Annotated in this window: 18 protein-coding genes; 13 read left to right on the forward strand and 5 right to left on the reverse strand. The window is 63.0% G+C overall.

Annotated features, from left to right (window positions below; genetic code table 11):
* Positions 1-4: 4 nt before the first annotated feature.
* The 6 genes from tolA (at position 5) to ftsH (ending at position 8,147) form a co-directional block, all read left to right on the forward strand.
* Positions 5-1,162 carry a cell envelope integrity protein TolA gene (gene tolA / locus NKJ46_RS17890; protein WP_352666165.1) on the forward strand — a complete coding sequence of 386 codons (1,158 nt, stop codon included), beginning with the start codon at positions 5-7 and terminating at the stop codon, positions 1,160-1,162.
* Between the two features lie 67 nt (positions 1,163-1,229).
* Positions 1,230-2,513 carry a Tol-Pal system beta propeller repeat protein TolB gene (gene tolB / locus NKJ46_RS17895; RefSeq protein WP_502895839.1) on the forward strand — a complete coding sequence of 428 codons (1,284 nt, stop codon included), beginning with the start codon at positions 1,230-1,232 and terminating at the stop codon, positions 2,511-2,513.
* 283 nt (positions 2,514-2,796) lie between these two features.
* The gene (gene pal, locus NKJ46_RS17900) at positions 2,797-3,303 is read left to right on the forward strand and encodes a peptidoglycan-associated lipoprotein Pal (protein WP_023677992.1); all 507 of its coding nucleotides are present in this window, start codon (positions 2,797-2,799) and stop codon (positions 3,301-3,303) included.
* Positions 3,304-3,491: 188 nt separating this feature from the next.
* Positions 3,492-4,598, forward strand: coding sequence for a tol-pal system protein YbgF (gene ybgF / locus NKJ46_RS17905; protein WP_352666167.1), 1,107 nt, complete (start codon positions 3,492-3,494; stop codon positions 4,596-4,598).
* A 54-nt stretch (positions 4,599-4,652) separates the two neighbouring features.
* Positions 4,653-6,116, forward strand: coding sequence for a tRNA lysidine(34) synthetase TilS (gene tilS / locus NKJ46_RS17910; RefSeq protein WP_352666169.1), 1,464 nt, complete (start codon positions 4,653-4,655; stop codon positions 6,114-6,116).
* 105 nt (positions 6,117-6,221) lie between these two features.
* Positions 6,222-8,147 carry an ATP-dependent zinc metalloprotease FtsH gene (ftsH, locus tag NKJ46_RS17915; RefSeq protein WP_023677989.1) on the forward strand — a complete coding sequence of 642 codons (1,926 nt, stop codon included), beginning with the start codon at positions 6,222-6,224 and terminating at the stop codon, positions 8,145-8,147.
* 726 nt (positions 8,148-8,873) lie between these two features.
* Here the strand turns inward: ftsH and NKJ46_RS17920 are convergent.
* Positions 8,874-9,536, reverse strand: a complete 663-nt coding sequence (locus NKJ46_RS17920) for a hypothetical protein (protein ID WP_352621115.1) — start codon at positions 9,534-9,536, stop codon at positions 8,874-8,876.
* A gap of 876 nt (positions 9,537-10,412) precedes the next feature.
* Here NKJ46_RS17920 and glmM point away from each other — a divergent pair.
* From glmM to serA, 5 genes are all read left to right on the forward strand, one after another.
* Entirely contained in the window at positions 10,413-11,765 is a 1,353-nt protein-coding gene (gene glmM, locus NKJ46_RS17925) for a phosphoglucosamine mutase (protein WP_352471193.1), read from the forward strand.
* Between the two features lie 224 nt (positions 11,766-11,989).
* On the forward strand, positions 11,990-12,829 hold the full coding sequence (locus NKJ46_RS17930; RefSeq protein ID WP_352666173.1) for an outer membrane protein: 840 nt from the start codon (positions 11,990-11,992) through the stop codon (positions 12,827-12,829).
* Between the two features lie 232 nt (positions 12,830-13,061).
* Positions 13,062-13,811, forward strand: a complete 750-nt coding sequence (locus NKJ46_RS17935; protein WP_352666175.1) for an outer membrane protein — start codon at positions 13,062-13,064, stop codon at positions 13,809-13,811.
* Positions 13,812-14,000: 189 nt separating this feature from the next.
* A complete protein-coding gene (locus NKJ46_RS17940) occupies positions 14,001-15,176 on the forward strand; it encodes a phosphoserine transaminase (RefSeq protein ID WP_352666177.1) in 1,176 nt (391 codons plus the stop codon).
* A 68-nt stretch (positions 15,177-15,244) separates the two neighbouring features.
* A complete protein-coding gene (gene serA, locus NKJ46_RS17945) occupies positions 15,245-16,846 on the forward strand; it encodes a phosphoglycerate dehydrogenase (RefSeq protein ID WP_352666179.1) in 1,602 nt (533 codons plus the stop codon).
* 85 nt (positions 16,847-16,931) lie between these two features.
* On the opposite strand, the gene NKJ46_RS17950 is transcribed toward serA, so the two are convergent.
* On the reverse strand, positions 16,932-17,834 hold the full coding sequence (locus tag NKJ46_RS17950; RefSeq protein ID WP_352666181.1) for a DMT family transporter: 903 nt from the start codon (positions 17,832-17,834) through the stop codon (positions 16,932-16,934).
* Between the two features lie 315 nt (positions 17,835-18,149).
* Here NKJ46_RS17950 and NKJ46_RS17955 point away from each other — a divergent pair, with 315 nt between their 5' ends.
* The gene (locus NKJ46_RS17955) at positions 18,150-19,448 is read left to right on the forward strand and encodes an adenylosuccinate synthase (protein ID WP_023680654.1); all 1,299 of its coding nucleotides are present in this window, start codon (positions 18,150-18,152) and stop codon (positions 19,446-19,448) included.
* A gap of 73 nt (positions 19,449-19,521) precedes the next feature.
* Positions 19,522-21,228 (forward strand): hypothetical protein, encoded by a 1,707-nt coding sequence (locus tag NKJ46_RS17960; RefSeq protein WP_352666182.1) that lies wholly within the window; start codon positions 19,522-19,524, stop codon positions 21,226-21,228.
* Between the two features lie 31 nt (positions 21,229-21,259).
* On the opposite strand, the gene NKJ46_RS17965 is transcribed toward NKJ46_RS17960, so the two are convergent.
* Genes NKJ46_RS17965 through NKJ46_RS17975 form a run of 3 tightly spaced genes read right to left on the reverse strand, consistent with a single transcriptional unit; the run spans position 21,260 to position 23,679 of the window.
* Entirely contained in the window at positions 21,260-21,559 is a 300-nt protein-coding gene (locus NKJ46_RS17965; RefSeq protein ID WP_352666184.1) for a CcdB family protein, read from the reverse strand.
* Positions 21,559-21,801 (reverse strand): type II toxin-antitoxin system CcdA family antitoxin, encoded by a 243-nt coding sequence (locus NKJ46_RS17970; protein WP_352666186.1) that lies wholly within the window; start codon positions 21,799-21,801, stop codon positions 21,559-21,561. The genes NKJ46_RS17965 and NKJ46_RS17970 overlap by 1 nt, the downstream gene beginning before the upstream one ends.
* A gap of 57 nt (positions 21,802-21,858) precedes the next feature.
* Positions 21,859-23,679, reverse strand: a complete 1,821-nt coding sequence (locus NKJ46_RS17975; RefSeq protein ID WP_352666188.1) for an ABC-F family ATP-binding cassette domain-containing protein — start codon at positions 23,677-23,679, stop codon at positions 21,859-21,861.
* Position 23,680 lies beyond the last annotated feature (1 nt).

Raw genomic sequence — 23,680 nt, forward strand, 5'->3', positions numbered from 1 at the left:
CAAGATGAGGACCGGCCTCACCACATCGGTGATCTTGCATACGGTGGCGATCGCCTTCGGGCTGTTCACGTTGTCCTCGCCGCCCGCGATGCCTGCGTCCGATGCGGAATCAGTGTCGGTCGAGATCGTGCCGATGGAAGCGACGGCGCAGGTCCTGCAAGGCGACAAGAAATCTGTGATGCATGACAAGCCGGCGCCGCTGCCGACGCAGCGTCCCGACATCGTTCCAGACGCCCAGAAAATCGGCGATAACAGCGTCGACACCGACAAGCCGCCGACACCGGAGCCCAAGCCCCAGCCAGTCGATATGACGGCGGCTCCGCCGCCCGCGCCGACGCCGGTCGAGAAGCCCAAGCCCGAGGACGTGCCGAAGCCGAAGGAAGAGCCGAAGCCTATTCCCGCTACGGAGGTAGCGCCGGTGCCGCAGCCGAAGGAAGAGGTCAAGCCCGAGCCTGTCAAGCAGACCGAACCCAAGCCGACGCCGGCCAAGGAGCCGACGCCCACGCCGCCGCAGGACAAGACCGCCGCGATCGACCCGCAGCCCGAGGTCAAGCCGGATGCCGTCGCCGAAGCGATTGCCAAGCAACCGCCAACCGAGGAGGCGCAGCTTCCCGACTCGGCCCCGGCGCCCGAGGCTCGGCCGAAGCCGCAGCCGGCCCAGGCCGAAAGCGCCAAGGCGCCGGAGCGCAAGGACGCCGACAAGCCGGTCAAGGAGGCCTCATCCAAGCCGAAATCGGACGACAAGCAATTCAACGCCGACGAGATTTCGGCTTTGCTCGACAAGCGCAAGCCATCCGGCGGCGGCGCCAAGCGCTCGACCCAGCAGGCATCGCTCGGCGGCGACAAGGATCAGGGCCAGAAGCTTTCGAAATCGGAGCAGGGGGCATTGGAGGCCCAGCTTGGCGGTTGTTGGACGCTTCCGGCAGGGCTCGAGGGTTCGGAGAATTTCGTCGTCGTGGTCCGGTTTAATCTGGACGCCTCCGGCAAGCTGGATGGCCGGCCGAGCGTTGAAAAGTCGAGCGGAAACCGCCCGTTTGACGAAAGTGCAGTGCGCGCGGTTCAGAAATGCGATGTGGCCGGCCTGCAGGTTCCGGCGGGCAAGCAAGACATCTGGTCCGACGTTCGGGTCACTTTCGACCCCAGGGAGATGCTCGGCCTTTAGGACCGGCGCCCACAGAATCAGCGAAGAGAAGCGAGAAGACATGAAATCCATCCTCAAGCCGCTCCTGATGATCGTAGCGATGGCGCTGGGCATGACTGCCGCCGCCACCTTGCCGGCGCGGGCGCTCGTTGAGCTCAACGTCAACAAGGGCAATGTCGAGCCATTGCCGATCGCTATCACGGATTTCCAGGGTGGCGATGCACTCGGTGCCGAGATTTCCGGCATCGTCAGTGCCGACCTGAAACGCTCCGGCCTGTTCGCGCCGATCGACAAAAGCGCTTTCATTGAAAAGATTTCGAACCCGGATGCCACACCGCGCTTCGAAGACTGGAAGGTGATCAATGCGCAGGCGCTGGTCACCGGCAGTGTCGGCAAGGAGGCTGACGGCCGTGTCCGCGCCCAGTACCGGCTGTGGGACACCTTTGCCGGCCAGCAGATGTCGGGCGAACAGTTCTTCGCCAACGACGCCAATACCAGGCGCGTCGCCCATATCATCGCCGACGCTATCTATGAGCGGCTGACCGGCGAGAAGGGCTATTTCGACACGCGCGTCGTCTTCATCGACGAGTCCGGCGCCAAGAATGCGCGCAAGAAACGGCTTGCCATCATGGACCAGGACGGCGCCAACGTCCGCTATCTCTCGAACGGCAAATCGATCGTGCTGACGCCGCGCTTCTCGCCGAACCGGCAGGAAATCACCTACATGTCCTATGAGAGCGGTCAGCCGCGGGTGTACCTTTTGCAGATCGAGACGGGGCAGCGCGAGCTGGTCGGCAATTTCCCCGGCATGACGTTTGCGCCGCGCTTTTCGCCGGACGGCCAGAAGGTGATCATGAGCCTGCTGCGCGACGACGGCAATTCCAACATCTTCGCCATGGATCTGAGAAGCCGCTCGACAACCAGGCTTACCAATTCGACCGCCATCGACACCTCACCGTCCTACTCGCCTGACGGCAGCAAGGTGGTGTTCACCTCGGACCGCGGCGGCCGCGCGCAGATCTATGTGATGGGCGCCGACGGCTCGGGCCAGACCCGAATCTCGTTCGGCGACGGCGTCTATTCGACGCCGGTGTGGTCGCCGCGCGGCGATCTCATCGCCTTCACCAAGCAGACCGGCGGCGAATTCCAGATCGGCGTCATGCGCACCGACGGTTCGGGTGAGCGCATCCTGTCCACCGGCTTTCAGCAGGAAGGGCCGACCTGGGCGCCCAACGGCCGGGTACTGATGTTCTTCCGCGATTCCAATGGTGGACCAAAACTTGTTTCGGTCGATCTCACCGGCCGCAACGAACAGTCGATCCCGACGGCGAACTTCGCCTCGGATCCGGCCTGGTCGCCGTTGCTCGAATAGGCTGGAAGAGGATGTTCAACTCGAGCATCCTTTGCTCCCAGTTGCATGCCGGCAACGGTGGCCGAAAAGCGCCGTTTCCGGCCTTGTTTTCACCCGATGGTCGCGTTTTGGCCGCATTTCCGCCTACGGTCCGCGCTCATTGTCGCCTTTGAGTAGCCCTCGGCAGAACGGTTGCGGACGGCAGCCGAAACCAAATTTTAACCGTGTTTCTTGAGCGTCGGTTAACCCAAACGTGGTTACTGGACGATCAATGAAATCACTCGAATTGCGAAGGAGAGGCGGCATGGGCCGTATCGCAGCACTTACCACAAACCCGGTCATGATCGCGCTGGTCGCGATGCTCGCGATTACCGGTTGCGCCTCGAAGAAGACGCCGAACAGCGCCGCCGATCTCGGCCTCAACGGCGCCGGCGCGGCAACGCCCGGGTCGGCCCAGGACTTCACCGTCAACATCGGCGACCGCATCTTCTTCGACACCGATTCATCCTCGATCCGCGCCGATGCGCAGACGACGCTGTCGCGCCAGGCGCAGTGGCTGAACCAGTACAAGCAGTATGCCATCGTCATTGAAGGCCATGCCGACGAGCGCGGCACGCGCGAATACAATCTGGCGCTCGGCGCCCGCCGTGCTGCCGCCACCCGCGACTTCCTGGTCGCCAAGGGCGTTTCGGCGCAGCGCCTGAAGACCATTTCCTACGGCAAGGAGCGTCCGGTCGCGGTTTGCGATGACATCTCCTGCTGGTCGCAGAACCGCCGCGCCGTCACCACGCTGGGCGGCGCCGGCTCCTGATCGGCATAAATGCAACACTTGGTGCGAAAGGCGGCCAAAGGGCCGCCTTTTTCATATCTGCTCGCTCCAAACAAAATTTGGCCGAAGTCTCACGTCCTGTTAAGAGCCGAGAGCGTCTGGCTGGTCCCAGTTGGCTGGTCTACTTCGATTGAGAGGCGCGCAACAACGGTTTTCACGGCGAGAGGCACATGCATTTCAGATCGGTCTTGAGCGGCACGCTTGCGCTGCTGCTCGTATCAAGTATCGCGGCACTTGCTGACGGGGCAAATGGCACCGGGCAGTCATCGGAAAGCGGTTTTTCCTTCCACCTGCCGACGATCAAGCTGCCCGGCATTTTCGGCGAAAAGAAAAAGCCGGATCAGGTTCAATTTGCGCAACAGGATGGCACCGGCACTCCGGCGCTGGAGGAACAGCTCCGGCAGATGAACGGCAAGATCGAGGAACTCAATTTCCAGGTCCTGCAGATGCAGGAGCAGATCCGCAAGCAGCAGGAAGACAACGAATTCCGCTTCCAGCAATTGGAAGGCGGTCAAGGCGCGCAGCAGCCAACCGAGCAGAAGAAGTCCGAGGCCGCCCCCAACAACGACACCCCCAACGGTGACAATAACGTGGCGGAGGCGCCGGGGACGCCGGCTCCGGCTGATGCGGGCAAGGCAGCAGACGGCCGCAAAAGCGTCGAGGACGTCATCATCGAATCGCCCAACGGCGATCCCGGCAAGCTGATCCCCGGCGCACCGCCCAAGACGTTCGGCACCATCACCGTCGACAAAAACGGCAATGTCGTCGAAGCCGATGGCAATGCGCAGGCGAATGCGCCTGAGCAGAATACGGCCCCAGCCAACGGCGCCGGCGCAGCCGGCAACAAGGCCGGTAAGTCCGACGATACGGTGGTCGCGGCACTCCCCTCGACCAACGACCCGGAGGAACTTTACCGCAACTCCTACCAGTTCATCCTGTCGGGCGACTACAGCACCGCCGAACAGGGTTTCCGCGACCACATCGCCCGTTTTCCCCGGGACGCCAAGGCGGCGGACGCGCATTACTGGCTTGGTGAATCGCTGCTCGGCCAGCAGAAATACCGCGATGCGGCCGAGATTTTCCTCGCTGCCAGCAAGGACTATCCCAAGGCCAAGAAGGCGCCCGACATGTTGCTGAAGCTCGGCGTTTCACTGGTCGGGCTGAAGCAGCGCGACGTGGCCTGTGCCACTTTCAGCGAGATCGGCAAGCGCTACCCCGATATTTCCGGCGCGCTCAAGGAGCGGGTCAAGCAGGAAAGGGCACTCGCGGCGTGCTAGTTTTTCCGCTGCATGTCGTTGCCGCAAAACCGGGCCCACTTTTGGGCGACATGCATGACGCTCGACACCGAACCTGACCTTTCGGATTTTTCGCGGATCGACTTTTCCAACGGCGCTGTAGCGGCCGTGTCCGGCGGCAGCGACTCGACCGCCCTTCTCCTCCTCCTCAAAGCTCATCTCGACCGCAACGCCCCGGCAACCAAATTGCTGGCGGTGACGATCGATCATCGATTGCGGCCGCAAGGGGCAGCGGAAGCGCAAGCCGTGGCCAGGCTGTGCGCGGCGCGCGGCATTGCCCATCGCATCCTCGCCTGGTCGGGGCACAAACCATCGACCGGCCTGCCCGCCGCCGCGCGCGAAGCGCGATACCGGCTGCTCGCCGAGGCCGCCGAAGCGGCAGGCATCGGCCTGATCCTGACCGGCCACACCGCCGACGACCAGGCCGAGACCGTGCTGATGCGGCAAGCGCGTGACGAGTGGCCAAGTGATCGGGCGCCAAGTGACGCAGGACAGAGCGACGACGGGCCGCGCGACGAAGGGCGGGGCCTTGCCGGCATGGCGCCGGCAACGCTCTACGACTGGCGGCACTGGATCGTACGGCCGCTGCTCGGCGTAAGGCGTGCTGAGCTGCGCGAATTCCTGCGGCGTGAACAGGTTGCCTGGATCGAAGATCCGACCAATGCCGACACCGCTTTCGAGCGGCCGCGCGTCCGCGCAGCACTTGCCGAAGGCGATGGTGCGCCTCGCGTGGCTGAAGCGATGGCGCTGGCCACAAAGGCGGCGGTCGAGCGTGAGCAGCTGGGACATCGCGCGGCCATGCTGATCCGCAGCTTGGCCTCCAGGCCGGCCGCCGGCCTCATCCGCCTCGATCGGGATTTTGCGACGGCCGCCGACAGCCGGGCGGCCATCTATGCGCTGCGTATCCTGCTGGCGGCGACCGGCGGCACCGCCTTCCTTCCCGACCAGGCCCGCAGCCAAGCCGTTTTCGGCCGGCTCCGCACCGGGCCGCTTTGTGCCACATTGTCGCGGACCGTGGTCGATGCCCGGCGTACCGGTATCTTTCTGCATCGCGAATTGCGCGATCTGCCGCCCGCTATCGAGGTTTCCGACAACGCCCTTTGGGACGGCCGCAGACGGATCACATTGGGCGACAGTTCAGGTGCATTGTTGATCGCGCCGCTGTTGGTAGCACCGCTCGGGACGGCTCTTGCCGCAAAGCGGGCAATTGAAGGGCGTGGCACGCCGGCAAGCCTTGTACGTGCCGCCTTGGCCGCCGAGCCGGCGCTATGGCGGGATGGCGAATGCCTTGGTCTGCCTGGGGAAGGCGCGGGTTTGCCCGGGGAAGGCCCGATGCCGGCGGCTGTCGCCGCATATCCGGCAGTCGCGCCCTTCGCCCGTTTCCTGCCGTCCTTCGATCTGGCGCCGGCCGATGCCGTCGCCGCCTTGCTTGGCGCGGCGCCGGTTCCAGCCTCGCCATTCGGTGGCCACAGTGCCGACCTACCACGGCCGAAAGCTTAACCGAGACCTGCTGTTATGCTTGGCAAGGGGAGACGCTCTCCCTATGTTAGGGCCAAGTTTCCTCTCACGACGCGTGTCCGCCCAGCGGCGCCAACGGGACAATTGATGAATCCGAATTATCGCAACCTCGCGCTCTGGGCGATCATAGCGGTCCTGCTCATCGCTCTCTTCAACCTTTTCCAGACGCCGCAGACGCGTGGAGCCTCGAGCGATGTCCCCTATTCGCAGTTCCTGCAGGAAGTCGCGGCGGGACGGATCAAGTCGGTGACCATCGCCGGCGCCCGTATCTCCGGCAATTACACGGACAGTTCCAACGGCTTCCAGACCTATTCGCCTGGGGACCCGTCGCTGGTTTCGCGGCTGCAGGACAAGAACGTCACCATCAATGCGCGTCCTGAATCCGACGGCTCCAATTCGCTGTTCGGTACCCTGATCTCCTGGCTGCCGATGATCCTCATCCTCGGCGTCTGGATATTCTTCATGCGCCAGATGCAGTCCGGTTCCGGCCGCGCCATGGGCTTCGGCAAGTCGAAGGCCAAGCTTTTGACCGAAGCGCACGGCCGCGTCACCTTCCAGGACGTCGCCGGTGTCGACGAAGCCAAGGAAGATCTGGAAGAAATCGTCGAGTTCCTGCGCGACCCGCAGAAATTCCAGCGGCTCGGCGGCAAGATCCCGCGCGGCGTGCTGCTCGTCGGTCCTCCCGGAACCGGCAAGACGCTGCTCGCCCGCTCGGTCGCCGGTGAAGCCAACGTGCCGTTCTTCACCATTTCGGGCTCGGACTTCGTCGAGATGTTCGTCGGCGTCGGCGCAAGCCGCGTCCGCGACATGTTCGACCAGGCCAAGAAGAACGCGCCTTGCATCATCTTCATTGACGAAATCGACGCGGTCGGCCGCCATCGCGGCGCCGGCCTCGGCGGCGGCAATGACGAGCGCGAGCAGACGCTGAACCAGCTGCTGGTCGAGATGGATGGCTTCGAATCCAACGAAAGCATCATCCTGATCGCCGCTACTAACCGGCCCGACGTGCTCGATCCGGCGCTGCTGAGGCCGGGCCGCTTCGATCGCCAGGTGGTGGTGCCGAACCCCGACATCGTCGGCCGCGAGAAGATCCTGAAAGTGCATGTGCGCAACGTGCCGTTGGCGCCCAATGTCGACCTCAAGGTGATCGCGCGCGGCACGCCGGGCTTTTCCGGCGCCGACCTGATGAACCTGGTCAACGAATCCGCACTGATGGCGGCGCGGCGCAACAAGCGCCTCGTCACCATGGCCGAATTCGAGGACGCCAAGGACAAGATCATGATGGGTGCCGAGCGCCGCTCGTCGGCGATGACGCAGGCCGAGAAGGAGCTGACCGCCTATCACGAGGCCGGCCACGCCATCCTGGCGCTCAACGTGCCGTCGGCCGATCCGCTGCACAAGGCGACCATCATCCCGCGCGGCCGGGCACTCGGCATGGTCATGCAGCTGCCGGAAGGCGACCGCTATTCGATGAGCTACAAATACATGATCTCGCGTCTCGCCATCATGATGGGCGGCCGTGTCGCCGAGGAGTTCAAGTTCGGCAAGGAGAACATCACCTCCGGGGCCTCCTCCGATATCGAGCAGGCGACCAAACTGGCGCGCGCCATGGTGACGCGCTGGGGCTTCTCCGACAAGCTCGGCCATGTCGCCTATGGCGACAACCAGGAGGAGGTGTTCCTCGGCCATTCGGTGGCGCGCACCCAGAACATCTCGGAAGAGACGGCGCAGATCATCGACGCCGAAGTGCGCCGGCTGATCGACGAGGCCTATTCGACGGCAAGGTCCATCCTGACCAAGAAAAAGAAGGAATGGATCGCGCTGGCGCAGGGCCTGCTCGAATACGAGACGCTGTCCGGCGAGGAGATCAAGCAGCTGATCGCCGGCAACAAGCCCGCACGCGACCTCGGCGACGACACACCGCCGAGCCGCGGCTCGGCCGTGCCGAAGTCCGGCCGCCGCAAGAAAGGCCCCGAGCCCGAAGGCGGCATGGAACCCCAGCCGTCAAGCTAGGCTCCGGCCCAGGACAGGTCGACTTCGAAACGCCGCGGCTCTAACCGCGGCGTTTTCTTTTGGGGGAATGCGACCCTTCGCTTGAATTGGCGAAAGTGACGATGACGGCCAATCTCCCCTCCTGGGGGAGATGCCAAGTGGTCGCAAAGAGGGCAGGACAGAGAGGGGCGCGAAGGAACGCGGCCTTCTATCGTTGACGACTTCGGGACGATCGACGAGGCGTGGCGGTCAAGGAAATTCGCAGTTTCTACCGGCGGCGCCACATTTTGTTCTTGCTTTGTGCCGGCAGCTATGCTACTAATTTGGATATGGTGCCAATTGGCTCCAACGATCCGCCCGCCGAGGCGGGTTTTTTGTTTCAGGCACCTTTCGATTAGGTCCGCAACCTTGCGCCAACGTTGGCGATTGGCGAAAGCCGACATGATGGCTAATCTCCCTCCTTGTGGGGGAGATGTCCGGCAGGACAGAGGGGGGCGCTGTCCCGCCGACCTGCCAACGTATCGCAGCCACGCCACAACTGATCTGATCTCCATCAGAGAAAACAAATTAAAGGTTTCCTTCGCGCCCCCCTCTGCCCTGCCGGGCATCTCCCCCACGAGGGGGAGATTGGCAGCGTCATCGACGATGCCACTTTGCAACGCAGGGCCTCTCCTTGGAGTCGGCAGCAACAAAAAAGCCCGCGAACCTTGCGGCTCGCGGGCTCATGTCGTCGGATGGTGGCGCCGGTCAGCTCTTCAGCTTGGCGTTGCAGAGGCTATAGAAGCCGCCGCCTTTCTGGATCCACCTGAGGCCGCCCAGCGTGTTGGCGTCCTTGTTGGCGTAATAGAGGTCGAGGCAGGTGTGCATGCGGCCCTTGGCCGGGGTCTCGGTTGCATACTTCTTGGAGATCGCCGTCGGGAATTTCACGCCCTGGGGGGCGGTGATGGTCGGCGGTTGCGGATCGCCGGTGTACTTGGCATCGGGAGCCGGCAGGGTGTCGTCGTCGGCTGCGCCGGCGCCGCATTGGCTCTTGCGGAAGTCGTTCCACTTCATGCCGTTCAGCGTGTTGCCGGCCTTGGCAGCCTGATATTTGGCGCTGCAATCCGCCATGCTGAGGCCTTTGCCGGTATCGGTCGCGGCGGCTGTCGTCGCCTTGGCAGGTGCCGCGGCAGGCTGTGCGGCTGCAGTTGCGCCGGCGGCGCATTCACTCTTGCGGAAGTCGTTCCATTTCATGCCGTTGAGCGTGCCGGCAGCCTTGGCGGCCTGGTACTTGGTGCTGCATTCCTTGGCCGTCAGCCCAGGCGCCGCGTCATCGCTGCTGGCCGCCGCTGCTTTGGTCGTGGCGGCGGGTTGTGCGGCTGCCGTCGCGCCGGCGGCGCACTGGGTCTTGCGGAAATCGTTCCACTTCATGCCGTTGAGCGTGCCGGCAGCCTTGGCCGCCTGGTACTTGGTGCTGCACTCCTTCGCCGTCAGGCCCGGCGCCGCATCGTCGCCGGCGGCTGCCTTGGTCGTGTCAGTGGCCTTGGCTGCGGCTTTGGCTGGCGCGGTGTCGGTCGTAGCGGCGGTGGCATCGGTGCCGCATTGGGCCTTGCGGAACTGGTTCCAGTTCTGCCCGCCAAGCGTTCCCGCATCCTTGGCCGCGTTATACTTGGTGCTGCACTCGGCCATGGTCAGCGCATTGGCAGGCGCCGCCAGGAATAAGGTCGCGACGGCAAGACCCGTCAAAGTGGCAAGTCGATGGATGAGCATGCTTGTTCTCCCTACGGCGGTTCATGATATGTCCCAGTGCAGCAATAGCGCTCAACGGCTGGTTGCGCCAGATGCTAAGTAGCGTAGAGACAAATTTAGAAGTGCATTCTTTTCTTTAAGGTGATGAATTCGTTGCCGGGACTGCCTCCCAGCCAAGTTCGTCCGGGTGCATTGCAAGGAAAGCGCGCCTATGGCTGGTTCCCAGCGAGGGCACTGCGTCGCATGACAGCCAGTCAAATCGGCGGGTGCGGCGAACCTGAGCCTACCGCTTTCTGGAGCAGCACGATGCGGATTCGGGTTCAAGGCCACACACTGCCACAGACCAAAGGATCCAGATGAGGTTTGAGTTGACGTTTCTGATGCTGCTGCCGCAACAAGGGCTCGGAACTTGAAAATCAACACACTAGCGTGACGCAAAACACACAAAACAACAATTTTCTAAGGATTGGTCGTCCATAATCATACAATGTGATGACGGGGCTTGGGCCATTTTATGGCATGAGATGCTCGGAAAGAACCATCGGGAAGCTGGCGAACATGGCAGGACATTATTTCGGCACGGACGGCATTCGTGGGCGAGCCAACAAGTTTCCAATGACGGCGGAGGTCGCCATGCGGGTCGGCATGGCCGCCGGCCTCTCGTTCCAGCGCGGCAGCCACCGCCACCGCGTCGTGCTCGGCAAGGATACCAGGCTTTCCGGCTACATGATCGAGAACGCGATGGTATCCGGCCTGTGCGCCGCCGGCATGGATGTCTTCCTGCTCGGCCCGATCCCGACGCCGGCTGTTGCCATGCTGGTGCGCTCTCTGCGCGCCGATATCGGCGTGATGATCTCTGCCTCGCACAACCCCTATTACGACAACGGCATCAAGCTGTTCGGCCCCGATGGCTACAAGCTGTCCGATGAGATCGAGGAGCGTATCGAGGGGATGCTCGACAAGGATATCGAATTGGCGCTCGCCGATTCCGATGGGCTCGGCCGTGCCAAACGCGTCGACGGCGTGCATGACCGCTATATCGAATTCGCCAAGCGCACGCTGCCGCGCTCGATGTCGCTGTCGGGCCTGCGCATCGTCGTCGATTGCGCCAATGGCGCCGCCTACAAGGTGGCGCCCGACGCGCTGTGGGAACTCGGCGCCGAGGTCGTTGCCATCAATGTCGAGCCCAACGGCTTCAACATCAACAAGGAATGCGGCTCGACTCATCCGGCCGGCCTGCAAAAGAAGGTGCACGAGGTGCGCGCCGATATCGGCATTGCGCTCGACGGCGATGCCGACCGTGTCGTCATCGTCGACGAGAACGGCGCGATCGTCGATGGCGACCAGATCATGGCGCTGATCGCCGAGTCCTGGCAGCAGAGCGGACGGCTGGCCGGCGGCGGCGTCGTCTCGACGGTGATGTCCAATCTCGGCCTCGAACGCTTCCTCGGCGACATGAACCTGCAGTTGCATCGCACCAAGGTCGGCGACCGCTATGTCGTCGAGCACATGCGCGCCCATGGGCTCAATGTCGGCGGCGAACAGTCGGGCCACATCGTGCTGTCCGATTTCTCGACCACTGGCGACGGCCTCGTCTCGGCGCTCCAGGTACTCGCCTGCATCAAGCGGCATAACCGGCCGGTCAGCGAACTGTCGAAGAAGTTCGAGCCGGTGCCGCAGCTGTTGAAGAATGTGCATATTTCCGGCGGCAAGCCGCTGGAGGAGGCGCCGGTCAAGGCGGCGATCGAAGATGCGCGCAATCGCCTCGGCAAGGCCGGACGCCTGGTCATCCGGCCTTCCGGCACGGAGCCGCTCATCCGCGTCATGGCGGAGGGCGACGACCCGCAGCTTGTCGAGTCCGTGGTCAACGACATCGTCGAGGTCATTTCGGAAACGCGCAGCGCCGCCTGATCTCCCTCCAACATCGGTTCAAAAGCCCGCCTTGCCGGCGGGCTTTTGATTGGGTCGCGGCCAGCACCGCCTGCAGCAACGGCCGCCAGATGCTCGAATTTTAGAGATTCGTGGTTAATCAATACGGTTAAACGCCTTTTAACCTTTCCGATTCATTATCCACAACTGAGGTCAATCACATTTCGGGCGCGTTCGCCGTTCGAGGGTTCTCAGGGGTGATAAGCATGTTCAACACAGCAAGAATGGCTCTCCTGGCCGCGCTGTTTGCCGGCGCCGGGCCGGCATTCGCCGCCGATTTCGTCGAGCCGCCCGTCGTCGAGGAGGCGCCGCCACCGGTTGCCTACGAGCAGCCGGCCGACTTTGGCGGCTGGTATATCCGTGGCGACATCGACTATCACTGGTCGAAGTTTCGTGGTGGCGACTACATCACCTACGGTGTAGCGCCCCAGAATCCCGGCAAGTTCGATACAGGCAAGCTGGATGGCGCTTTTTCGGCCGGCGGCGGTGTTGGTTACCAGATCGACGAGCATTTCCGCACCGATCTTACCTTGGACTGGATGAGCAAATCCAAATTCCGCGGCTCGACCAACGGCTTCTGCGGCGTATTACAAACCCCTTGCACATCCGTCGACACCTCGTCCTATTCAGCGCTGCTGCTCTTGGCCAACGCCTATGTCGACATCGGCACCTGGCATGGCGTCACGCCTTATGTCGGTGCCGGCATCGGCGGCGCCTGGGTTAAGTGGGATACACTCCACAACGTCGACGATGACGGCGAGTTCGAGCATCATGGCGGCAAAGGCTGGCGTTTTGCCTATGCTGCCATGGCGGGCGCCTCCTACTGCCTGACCGACCGCGTCAAACTCGACGTCGGCTACCGCTTCAGCCACATCAATGGCGGCAAGATGTTCGACTACGCTTCGGATAGCAATGTTGGCCCGGGCTACGACCGCGGCATCAATGTGCACGAAGTGCGCGGCGGCCTGCGCTACCAGTTCGGCAGGTCGGACTGCGCGCCGCCGGAGCCTTACGTGCCGGAACCCGAGCCCGTCTACACGAAGTAGTTGTTTCTGAAATCGAGGAATTTATCGACCGCCCGGCTGATGCCGGGCGGTTTCGTTTGGCTGCCTAAGATGCTGCGTTGTTCTGTAACACCGTCCAGCTCGAGGGGCGAAAGCGGATCAAATCAATTGCTAACGCCTTGTTATCCTTAACCCGCACTTAACCACTATGGTTAACAATGCTCCTTGAAACGGCGCGCGATCGCGAATGCGCCAAGTTCGGGAGCCGAGGACCATGACATTCAAATCGCCTGTAGCTCTGGCGCTTGCAGCAGTCGTCCTGATGCCGCTGACGCCGGCGCTTGGCGCCGATTACGAACCGCCGGTCTATGTCGACCAGGCGCCCGACTATGTACCGGTCGAGGTTGGCTCGGGATGGTATCTGCGCGGCGATGTCTCCTATCTGGTGCAGAAGAGCTTCAAGGATGAGCATTTCGCCTTCACGCCCGCGAGCTTCGACGAAAAGGAAGATCCCATCTTCGCCAGCATTGGCTTCGGCTATCATTTCAATGACTATCTGCGCGCCGATCTCAATGTCGGCTATCTTCCCGGCAACAAGATCGACGTCGGCTATAACGACGGAACGACCGTGGCATCGGCGACCCTGAAGAACTATGCCTTCTCAGGCATACTCAATGGCTATGTCGACCTTGGCACCTATGTCGGAATCACACCTTATCTCGGCGCTGGTGTCGGTGTCGTCCAGAGCAAGCGTCGCCTCTCGGCGAGCTACTTCACCGACAACGCCAACCCCGCCGACGATTTCGTCCTGCGTGACAACAAGACCCAATATTCCTTCGCCTACACGCTGAATGCCGGCCTTGCCTACCAGCTGTCCAAGAACGTCTCAGTCGATCTGGGCTATCAGTATTTTTCCGCGCCAGACGCCGAATATGTGACTGCCGAGAGCCTGACTTCTTTTCCGATCCGCAAAGGAATCAACAATCATCAAGTCAAAGTCGGACTACGCTACGACCTCTGGTAGGCTCGATCGAAGCCGAGGCGTTGACAATGGCGGGTCGTAGGCCCGCCGTTTGCATTTTCGCCCCGGGCGCTGGCAATATCCCGACAGCGACAAAAACTTTCCCCTTGACGCCGAAAGCCTGAACGCATATCGCCGTCCGTGGGCCACCCCTCCCCAACGAGGGGCCACTATCTGGAAGGATAGACCACGATGACGACGCATACGAAGCCTGGATTCCGTCCTGCAAATCCCAATTTTTCCTCAGGTCCCTGTGCAAAACGCCCCGGCTGGTCGGTCGAGGCGCTCAAAAATGCCGCGCTCGGGCGCTCGCACCGCGCCAAGATCGGCAAGACCAAGCTCGAACAAGCGATCGAGCTGACGCGGGAAATACTCCAGGTTCCGGCGGATTACCGCATCGGCATCGTGCCGGCCTCGGATACCGGCGCGGTCGAAATGGCGCTGTGGTCGCTGCTCGGCGAACGCGGCGTCGACATGGTCGCCTGGGAGAGCTTCGGCTCCGGCTGGGTCACCGATGTGGTCAAGCAGCTGAGGCTCGCCGATGTGCGCAGGTTAGAGGCCGATTACGGCGCACTGCCCGACCTGACCAAAATCGACTTTGATCGCGACGTGGTCTTCACCTGGAACGGCACGACGTCGGGCGTGCGCGTGCCGAACGGCGATTTCATCCCGGCCGCCCGCAAGGGCCTGACCATCTGCGACGCCACTTCGGCGGCCTTTGCGCAAAAGCTCGATTTTCAGAAACTCGACGTCGTCACCTTCTCCTGGCAGAAGGTGCTGGGCGGTGAGGGCGCGCACGGCATGCTGATCCTCAGCCCGCGCGCCGTCGAGCGTCTGGAAAGCTACAAGCCGGCCTGGCCACTGCCGAAGATCTTCCGCCTCACCTCGGGCGGCAAGCTGATCGAAGGCATCTTCAAGGGCGAGACCATCAACACGCCGTCGATGCTGTGCGTCGAAGACTATCTCGACGCACTGCGTTGGGCGAAGTCGATCGGCGGCCTCGACGCGCTGGTCACCAGAGCGGATGCCAATGCCGCTGTTCTCGATCGCTTTGTCGGGAAATCTTCCTGGCTCGGCCATCTTGCCGTCGATCCGGCGACGCGTTCGAACACATCGGTCTGCCTTTCCTTTACCGACCGGCAAGTCGCTGCACTCGACGCCGACGGACAGGTTGCGTTCGCCAAGGCAATTGTCTCGGCGCTCGACAAGGAAGGCGTCGCCTATGACATCGGCGCCTACCGCGATGCACCGCCCGGGCTGCGCATCTGGTGCGGCGCGACAGTCGAGACCTCCGATCTCGAAGCGCTGCTGCCCTGGCTCGACTGGGCCTTTGCCGCGCAAAAGGCGTCGCTGAAGGCAGCCGCCTGAGTTTTCCTGTGGCGGCTCTCGGGCCGCCCACCCCCAAACGGATCAAATCCTAATTGAAGGAGGCCGCCATGGCGCCCCGCGTTCTCGTCTCAGACAAACTTTCCACCACCGCCGTGCAGATCTTCAGGGATCGCGGCATCGAGGTCGACTATTTGCCGGATATCGGCAAGGACAAGGAAAAACTGCTCGAAGTGATCGGCCAGTACGATGGGCTGGCCATCCGCTCGGCGACCAAGGTCACGGAGAAGCTGATCAATGCCGCGACCAGGCTGAAGGTCGTGGGCCGCGCCGGCATCGGCGTCGACAATATCGACATCCCGGCGGCGAGCCGCAAGGGCATCATCGTGATGAACACGCCCTTCGGCAATTCGATCACCACCGCCGAGCATGCGATCGCCATGATCTTCGCGCTGGCCCGCCAGATACCGGAGGCCAACGCCTCGACCCATGCCGGCAAATGGGAAAAGAACCGCTTCATGGGTGTCGAAATCACCGGCAAGACGCTCGGCATCATCGGCTGCGGCAATATCGGCTCGATCGTCGCTACGCGCGGCGTCGGCCTGAAGATGCATGTCATCGCCTTCGATCCATTCCTGTCGGACAGCCGCGCCGAGGAGCTTGGTGTCGAAAAGGTCGAGCTCGACGAGCTGTTCGCCCGCGCCGACTTCATCACGCTGCACACACCGCTGACCGACAAGACGCGCAACATCATCGACGCCGCGGCGATCGCCAAAATGAAGACCGGTGTGCGCATCATCAATTGCGCGCGTGGCGGGCTGGTCGTCGAGGCCGACCTGATCGCGGCACTGAAAAGCGGCAAGGTGGCAGGCGCCGGCATCGACGTGTTCGAGGTCGAACCGGCGGAGTATAATGAACTGTTCGGCATGGAAAATGTCGTGGCGACGCCGCATCTCGGCGCGTCGACCACCGAAGCGCAGGAGAATGTCGCCCTGCACGTCGCCGAGCAGATGTCCGACTATCTGATCAAGGGCGCCGTTTCCAACGCCATCAACATGCCGTCGATCACCGCCGAAGAGGCGCCGCGGCTGAAACCTTTCGTCAAGCTTGCCGAAGTGCTCGGCGCCTTTGTCGGACAGGTCACCGAGGATCCGATCAAGGAGGTCGAGATACTGTTCGACGGCTCGACCGCGACGATGAACACGCGCGCGCTGATCAGCGCCACCCTTGCCGGGCTGATCCGGCCGCAGGTCTCCGACGTCAACATGGTGTCGGCGCCGATCATGGTGAAGGAGCGCGGCATCATCGTCGCCGAGGTCAAGCGCGACAAGTCGGGCGTGTTCGACGGCTATATCAAGCTGACGGTCAAGACCGAGCACAGGACGCGCTCGATCGCCGGCACCTGCTTCTCGGATGGCAAGCCGCGCTTCATCCAGATCAAGGGCATTAATCTCGACGCCGAGGTTGGCCAGCACATGCTCTACACGACCAATGCCGACGCGCCCGGCATCATCGGTCTGCTCGGCACGGTCTGCGGCGAGAACGGCGTCAACATCGCCAACTTCCAGCTCGGCCGCAACCGGCCGGGCGGCGATGCCATTGCATTGCTCTATCTCGATGCGCCGTTCCCGGAAAACGTGTTGGCGCAGGTGCGCTCGCACAAGTCGATCGACTCCGCCAAGCGGCTGCATTTCGATGTCGGCGTAGCCTGAAACTCGGTCGCCCCGTGTGCAGCAGCACGCGGGGCGCTTCCACGGTCGTTGATGGATCCGCAGTGGAACGTCGCGGCGAGCGACTTCATTCAGCAGCGGATGTCGCCATCTTCCGCCCGCTGTATTCGGCGAGGCTGATGCCACCGAGCACCAGCGCGAGAGCCAGCGCCTGATAGAGCTGGAATGTCTCACCGACAATCAGCACCGACAGCAGCGTACCGAAGATCGGCACCAGATTGATGAACAGGCCGGCTCGGTTGGCGCCGATCAGCTCGTTGCCTCTGATATAGAAGATCTGCGAGATGACCGAAGCACCGATGGCGGTATAGAACGCGACCGCCCAGCCGCCGGCATCGGGGACGATGACCTTGCCGGCGGCAATCTCCCACAGGAAGAAAGGCAGCGATGTGATGAGTGCGGCAACCGACAGCGCCAGCATCAGGCTCTGCCAGCGGATGACCGGCTTCAGCCGCAACCCCACCGAATAGAAGGAGTAGCAAAGCACGGCGACCAGCATGATCGCGTCGCCGAAATTGAGATCCAGCCTGAGAAGCTGGCGTGGATCGCCATGGCTCGCCGTCACCGCGACACCGGCGATGGTCAGCACGACGCCAATGACCTGCACGCCATTGACGCGCAGGCGAAAGAACACAAAATTGGCGATGATGATGACGATCGGGATCGCCGCCTGCTCGATCGAGACGTTGATCGCCGTGGTGTAGTTGAGCGCCGTGTAGAAGATCGTGTTGAAGAAGGCGAAGCCGCAAGCGCCGAGCCCGCCAAGCAGCAACCAGTGCCTGCGCACCACCGGCCAGTCTTGGCGTAGCGTTCCCCAGCCGATCGGTAGCAGGATCAGAACCGCCAGCAGCCAACGCAGGAAGACGAGCGTCATCGGCGAGATATGACCGACCGCCAGCTTTCCGGCCACGGAGTTGCCGCCCCACAGCAAGGTGGTGAACAGCAGGAATAGGTAGGCGGCTCGATGCATCGTGACATTCCGGCCAGGCAGAGAGAAATGCGCGGTCGTTGCGGGCCTATTGCGGCAGCTCGCGCAAGTAAATGATGTCAAAGGCGAAAATTGTTGTGCCTCGGAGCGTTTTCGGCGGCAAAGAATGGTCGCGCTCGCCGGGTCTTGACGCTATAGAGCGACGTGCGTGCAATTGGACGCTACGCGTCGGAAGGCTCTAATCCTCGCGTCGTGCTTTTCCGAAAATCGATTCCGATTTTGGGGGCCGATGCGATAGAGGCCTATCGTTTCGAACTGTTTCAAGCTGCTCGTGCGGCGTCTCAAGGGAAAAGAAATATGGCCAATGTGGTGGTCGTCGGCTCGCAATGGGGCGATGAAGGCAAAGGCAAGATCGTAGACTGGCTGTCGGAGCGCGCCGATGTTGTCGTGCGCTTCCAGGGCGGCCACAATGCCGGCCACACGCTGGTCGTCGACGGCAAGGTCTACAAGCTGTCGCTGCTGCCGTCCGGCGTGGTGCGGCAAGGCAAGCTGTCCATCATCGGCAATGGCGTTGTCTTCGATCCGCACGCTTTCGTCGCGGAGGTTGCGAAATTGAAAGCGCAGGGCGTCGAGGTGACGCCGGACCGCCTGAAAATAGCCGAAAACACCGCGCTTATCCTGTCCTTGCACCGGGAGCTGGACGGATTCCGCGAGGACGCCGCTTCCAATTCTGGAACGAAGATCGGCACGACCCGTCGCGGCATCGGTCCCGCCTATGAAGACAAGGTGGGCCGGCGCGCGGTCAGGGTGATGGATTTGGCGGATTTGGAAACACTGCCCTTGAAAGTCGACAGGCTGCTGACGCACCACAATGCGCTGCGGCGCGGGCTCGGCCATGCCGAGGTCACGCATGAGGCGATCATGAGCGAGCTGATCTCGGTCGCCGACGAGATCCTGCCCTATATGGACCGCGTCTGGAAAATCCTCGACGACAAGCGCCGCGCCGGCGAGCGAATCCTGTTCGAGGGCGCGCAAGGCACGCTGCTCGATATCGACCATGGCACCTACCCGTTCGTCACCTCCTCCAACACCGTTGCCGGCCAGGCCGCTGCCGGGTCCGGTGTCGGCCCGGGCGCCATCGGCTATGTGCTCGGCATCACCAAGGCCTATACGACGCGTGTTGGCGAAGGCCCGTTTCCGACCGAGCAGAAGAACGAGATCGGCGAGTTCCTGGGCACGCGCGGCCATGAATTCGGCGTCGTCACCGGCCGTAAGCGCCGCTGCGGCTGGTTCGATGCCGTGCTGGTCCGCCAGGCTGTCGCCGTCAACGGCATCAAGGGCATTGCGCTGACCAAGCTCGATGTGCTCGATGGGCTGGACGAGATCAAGGTCTGTACCGGCTACCGCCTCGACGGCGAGGCGATCGATTACCTGCCGGCCAGCCAAGGCGCGCAGGCGCGCGTCGAACCGGTTTACGAGACGCTGGAAGGGTGGAAAGGCACCACCGCCGGCGCGCGCAGCTGGAACGACCTGCCGGCCCAGGCGGTGAAATACGTCCGCTACATCGAAGAGCTGATCGGCGCGCCGGTCGCACTCCTTTCCACCAGCCCTGAACGGGACGACACGATACTTGTGACCGATCCGTTTCAAGACTAGTTTCTCAGCCTTTCCGGGCATTGCGGCTGATTTGCGGGGGCCGGCCCAGAAACAAATGCAGGTCGACTGACGTATGGTAGATTTTGTTCCTATTCTGAAAAAGGCACTCGATAAACTCGGTGAGCCGTCGGCGGAAGTGCGCGCCAGGGTCTATGACAAGGCCCGTTCGTCAATCGCGAAACAACTCGCAGAGAAGGCCACGATGACGCCTTCCGATGTCGACCGGCAGATGCGTGTGCTGGAAGACGCCATCGCCAAAGTCGAGCGGGACTTCGCCAAGCCTGCGCCGCCACCCGACCCGCTGGCGGAACTGGAGGACATCTTCTCCTCCATCGACCGCAACAAGAACCAGTCCAGCCATGTCCGGCAGCCGGCAAAGACCGAGCCGCCATGGCAGCCGGCAAGGACTGAGCCGGCAAAGACGGAGCCAGCAAAGGCTGGGCCAGCATGGCAGCCTACGCCCGCCAAGGCGGCACCGAACTGGCAAAAGCCGCAGCCCGTCGCTCTTTCTCAGGAGCGCGCTGGTCCGCCGCCGCCCAATATGGATATTCCGACGGCCGATGACCAAGACGGCGTTTTTCGGGGCGACGACTTTTCCAACGACGGCGGCCCCGCGGAGGACAGGTTCCAGCGGCTCCATCCCGCCGAGCGCAGGCGCAGCTATGGCGGCGTGATCGTCGCCGCCATTGCCTTGCTGGTCATTGCCGGTGGCGGCTATGGCATCTGGCTGAACAAGGATGCGTTCGGCAGCATGCTCGGCCTCGACGAGACCAAAGCCGTCGCCACCGAACCGCTGGTAAAACCAGCCCCGGCCAAGCCGGTGGCCGATGCGGCCGTACCGGCCGCCGCGCCGCCGACGGAAGCCGGCGAAGGCGCGAAGTTCACGCAGCGCCTCACGCCCGAGGGCCACGAAGTCGATCCTGGCCCCGCGGCCGGGCAGGCGGGCATCGGCGAAGGCGAATCCGTCGCCGCACTGACCACGCCGCCGTCGGCCGCCCAAGCGCCGACCACCCCGGCACCCGCCGCGCCGACACCGGCCGCACCTGCCGATACGCAAGCCACGGCCAATGCTCCAGCGGTCGATGGCTCCGCTGCACCAACTCCCGCAACGCCGCCCGCCAATGGGGCAGCAGCGCCGGCCGATGCTGCGGCGCCCCCGACAGCGGCTGCCCCGCCGCCCGCGCCGGCAGCGGCACCAACGGCAGTTCCGCCGCAAGCCGTGTTGGCCGTCGGCCAGAAGGCGATCTTCTACGAGGAGCGCACCAGCACCGCTCAAGGCTCGGCCGAGCCCGGCAACATCGTCTGGTCACTGGTGCAGGAATCGCCCGGCGGCGACTTGCCACCCGAGCCGGCGATCAGGGCCGAAGCGACCATTCCGGGCAAGGATATCCAGTTGCGCATGACGATCCGTCGCAACACCGACCAGACGCTGCCGGCCAGCCATATTATCGAGATGATCTTCCTGACGCCTGAAGGCTTCGAGGGCGGCGGCGTCGACAACATCCTGCGTGTCGCCATGAAGGGGTCCGAGCAGGATGCCGGCAGTCCGCTGATCGGCATCCCGGCCAAGATCGCCGACGGGTTCTTCCTGGTTGCGCTCAACGATACCAAGGCGGATGAAGACGCCAATCTGACCTTGCTCAGGGGCCAGGACTGGATCGACGTGCCGGTCGTCTACAAGACCGGGCGGCGGGCGCTGCTCACCATGGAAAAGGGCATTCCCGGCGAGAAGGTGTTCGATGAGGCGCTGAAGGCCTGGCAGACAAAGACGGCGGGGTGAGGCCGGCTCGCCAGCCCAACGCCTCTTTGGCTCAGAAGCCTTGGAACAGCATGTCGAGCGCGCTCACGATCTCGTCGTGATGGCGAGAAAGATTTCCTTCGGCAACGGGCAATTCGGCGCTCATCAAGGCTGACATGAATTGAGTGACCATGACATGGTCCTTACCGTTGATTGTGAAGATAGGGTTTAAGCGGCGGCCCGGCACTGGCGCCTTGTTGGCGGGCATCAGCGGGACGACGACCTTGGTGTCGAGCCGTCCCAGAAGGTCGGATTGGACATCGAGAAGGTAACCGTCGTCTTCGGCACTCTGATAGAAATCATAACGCGCCATCAAAACAGCCGGTGCTTGGCCAAAGGCAAGCCGTTGCGCCTGACATAGTCATTGGAACTGTCGATCGCTCCCTTGTTTTCCTCCTGCCACCGGCGGCCTTTTTCGGCCGAAATCGCCTTGGCGATGCCCTCTTCAGCAGCGCGGGATATATTGATGCCCAACGCCTTGGCATCCTCGATCAATCGGGAGTCGATCGATGTATTAACCGACTTTCTCTGGGTTTTTGGATTCGATTGAAGCATGGAGCCGCTCCCATTTATGCGCATAATGTAGGCGCATATCAGCGTGCATGCAACCTGTCATCCCTCCATCTCTTCCCTTAGCATCTCGAGTTCCAGCCATTCCTCCTCGAGCGCTGCCAGTGTGACGCGCTCCTTGTCGAGCGCGGCAATCGTCTTCTGGAACGAGGCCGGGTCGCGCTCGTAATAGGCCGGATCGGCGATGTTGTTCTCCAGCCGCGAGATCGAGGCCGACACCGCTTCGATCTTTTTGGGTAAGGTTTCCAGCGCGAATTTCTGCTTGAACGACAGTTTCTTGGCCGGGCCCTTGGGAGCGGCCGCGTTGGTCCTGCTTGCAGCCATCGCCTCGCTGGTCTCTACCTTCGGCCGCGCCTTGCGGTCATCCAGCCTGGTGCCGCCGCGCTGCGCCAGCATGTCGGAATAGCCGCCGGCATATTCGATCCAGCGGCCGTCGCCATCCGGCGCGATGATGCTGGTCACGGTGCGGTCGAGGAAATCGCGATCGTGGCTGACCAGGATCACCGTGCCGGCAAAGCCGGCGACCAATTCCTGCAGCAGTTCCAGCGTCTCCATGTCGAGGTCGTTGGTCGGCTCGTCGAGCACAAGCAGGTTTGCCGGCCGCGCCAAGACGCGGGCGAGGATCAGCCGTGCCCGCTCGCCGCCCGAAAGCTCGCGCACCGGCGTGCGCGCCTGTTCCGGCTTGAACAGGAAGTCCTTCATGTAAGAGACGACGTGGCGCTGCTCGCCATTGATGACGAGGTTCTCGCCGCGACCGTCGGTGAGATACTGCGCCAGTGTCTCCTGCGGATCGACGGCCTCGCGCTTCTGGTCGAGCGTGGCGATCTCCAGATTGGTTCCGAGCCGCACCGTGCCTGCGTCCGGCTTCAATTCGCCGGTCAGCATCTTCAACAGCGTCGTCTTGCCGGCGCCGTTCGGCCCGACCAGGCCGACGCGATCGCCGCGCTGGATGCGGGTCGAGAATCCCTTGACCACAGTCAGATCGCCAAAGCTCTTCTCGATGTTCTTGGCTTCGATCACCAGCTTGCCGGATTCGGCGGCGTCGCTGGCTGTCATCGTCGCCGCACCCTCGGCGCCGCGATGACCACGAAAGCGCTGGCGCATGGTCTGCAACTCACCGAGCCGGCGCATGTTGCGCTTGCGCCGTGCTGTCACGCCATAGCGCAGCCAGTGCTCCTCGCGCACGATCTGGCGACCGAGCTTGTGCTGCTCGCGCTCTTCCTCCTCCAGCACCGTGTCGCGCCATTCCTCGAAAAAGGCAAAGCCCTTGTCGAGACGGCGGGTCTGGCCGCGGTCGAGCCAGATTGTGGCGCGCGACACGCGCTCGAGAAAACGACGGTCATGCGAGATGACGACCAGTGCCGAGGAGGTGCGGGCAAGCTCCTCCTCCAGCCATTCGATAACCGAAAGGTCAAGATGATTGGTCGGCTCATCGAGGAGGAGAATGTCGGGCTCCGGCGCCATGACGCGGGCGAGGGCGGCGCGCCGCGCCTCGCCGCCGGAGAGGTCGTTCGGCCGCTCCTCGCCGGTCAGGCCGAGATGCTCCATCAGATAGGTGGCGCGGTAGGGATCGTCGGCGGGTCCGAGCCCTGCCGAGACATAGGCGCGGACGGTCGCAAAACCTTCCATGTCGGGAATTTGCGGCAAGTAGCGGACGGTCGCCGAAGGCTGGCGGAAGACTTCGCCGTCCTGCGGCTCGATCAGCCCGGCGGCGATCTTGAGGAGCGTCGACTTGCCCGAGCCGTTGCGGCCGACCAGGGCGATCTTGTCGCCAGCAGAGGCCGTCAGGGCGGCACCGTCGAGCAGCGGCGTGCCGCCGAAGGTCAGCTTTATCCCGTCGAGATTGAGAAGCGGCGGCGCCATG

The sequence above is a fragment of the Mesorhizobium sp. M0166 genome (assembly GCF_040322255.1).
Lineage (GTDB): Bacteria > Pseudomonadota > Alphaproteobacteria > Rhizobiales > Rhizobiaceae > Mesorhizobium.

Excerpts from the sequence above, each read along its gene's own strand:
- tolA (WP_352666165.1), top strand. The coding sequence starts at position 5 with ATGAGGACCGGCCTCACCACATCGGTGATCTTGCATACGGTGGCGATC.
- tolB (WP_502895839.1), top strand. The coding sequence starts at position 1,230 with ATGATCGTAGCGATGGCGCTGGGCATGACTGCCGCCGCCACCTTGCCG.
- pal (WP_023677992.1), top strand. The coding sequence starts at position 2,797 with ATGGGCCGTATCGCAGCACTTACCACAAACCCGGTCATGATCGCGCTG.
- ybgF (WP_352666167.1), top strand. The coding sequence starts at position 3,492 with ATGCATTTCAGATCGGTCTTGAGCGGCACGCTTGCGCTGCTGCTCGTA.
- tilS (WP_352666169.1), top strand. The coding sequence starts at position 4,653 with ATGACGCTCGACACCGAACCTGACCTTTCGGATTTTTCGCGGATCGAC.
- ftsH (WP_023677989.1), top strand. The coding sequence starts at position 6,222 with ATGAATCCGAATTATCGCAACCTCGCGCTCTGGGCGATCATAGCGGTC.
- NKJ46_RS17920 (WP_352621115.1), bottom strand. The coding sequence starts at position 9,536 with ATGAAGTGGAACGATTTCCGCAAGACCCAGTGCGCCGCCGGCGCGACG.
- glmM (WP_352471193.1), top strand. The coding sequence starts at position 10,413 with ATGGCAGGACATTATTTCGGCACGGACGGCATTCGTGGGCGAGCCAAC.
- NKJ46_RS17930 (WP_352666173.1), top strand. The coding sequence starts at position 11,990 with ATGTTCAACACAGCAAGAATGGCTCTCCTGGCCGCGCTGTTTGCCGGC.
- NKJ46_RS17935 (WP_352666175.1), top strand. The coding sequence starts at position 13,062 with ATGACATTCAAATCGCCTGTAGCTCTGGCGCTTGCAGCAGTCGTCCTG.
- NKJ46_RS17940 (WP_352666177.1), top strand. The coding sequence starts at position 14,001 with ATGACGACGCATACGAAGCCTGGATTCCGTCCTGCAAATCCCAATTTT.
- serA (WP_352666179.1), top strand. The coding sequence starts at position 15,245 with ATGGCGCCCCGCGTTCTCGTCTCAGACAAACTTTCCACCACCGCCGTG.
- NKJ46_RS17950 (WP_352666181.1), bottom strand. The coding sequence starts at position 17,834 with ATGCATCGAGCCGCCTACCTATTCCTGCTGTTCACCACCTTGCTGTGG.
- NKJ46_RS17955 (WP_023680654.1), top strand. The coding sequence starts at position 18,150 with ATGGCCAATGTGGTGGTCGTCGGCTCGCAATGGGGCGATGAAGGCAAA.
- NKJ46_RS17960 (WP_352666182.1), top strand. The coding sequence starts at position 19,522 with ATGGTAGATTTTGTTCCTATTCTGAAAAAGGCACTCGATAAACTCGGT.
- NKJ46_RS17965 (WP_352666184.1), bottom strand. The coding sequence starts at position 21,559 with ATGGCGCGTTATGATTTCTATCAGAGTGCCGAAGACGACGGTTACCTT.
- NKJ46_RS17970 (WP_352666186.1), bottom strand. The coding sequence starts at position 21,801 with ATGCTTCAATCGAATCCAAAAACCCAGAGAAAGTCGGTTAATACATCG.
- NKJ46_RS17975 (WP_352666188.1), bottom strand. The coding sequence starts at position 23,679 with ATGGCGCCGCCGCTTCTCAATCTCGACGGGATAAAGCTGACCTTCGGC.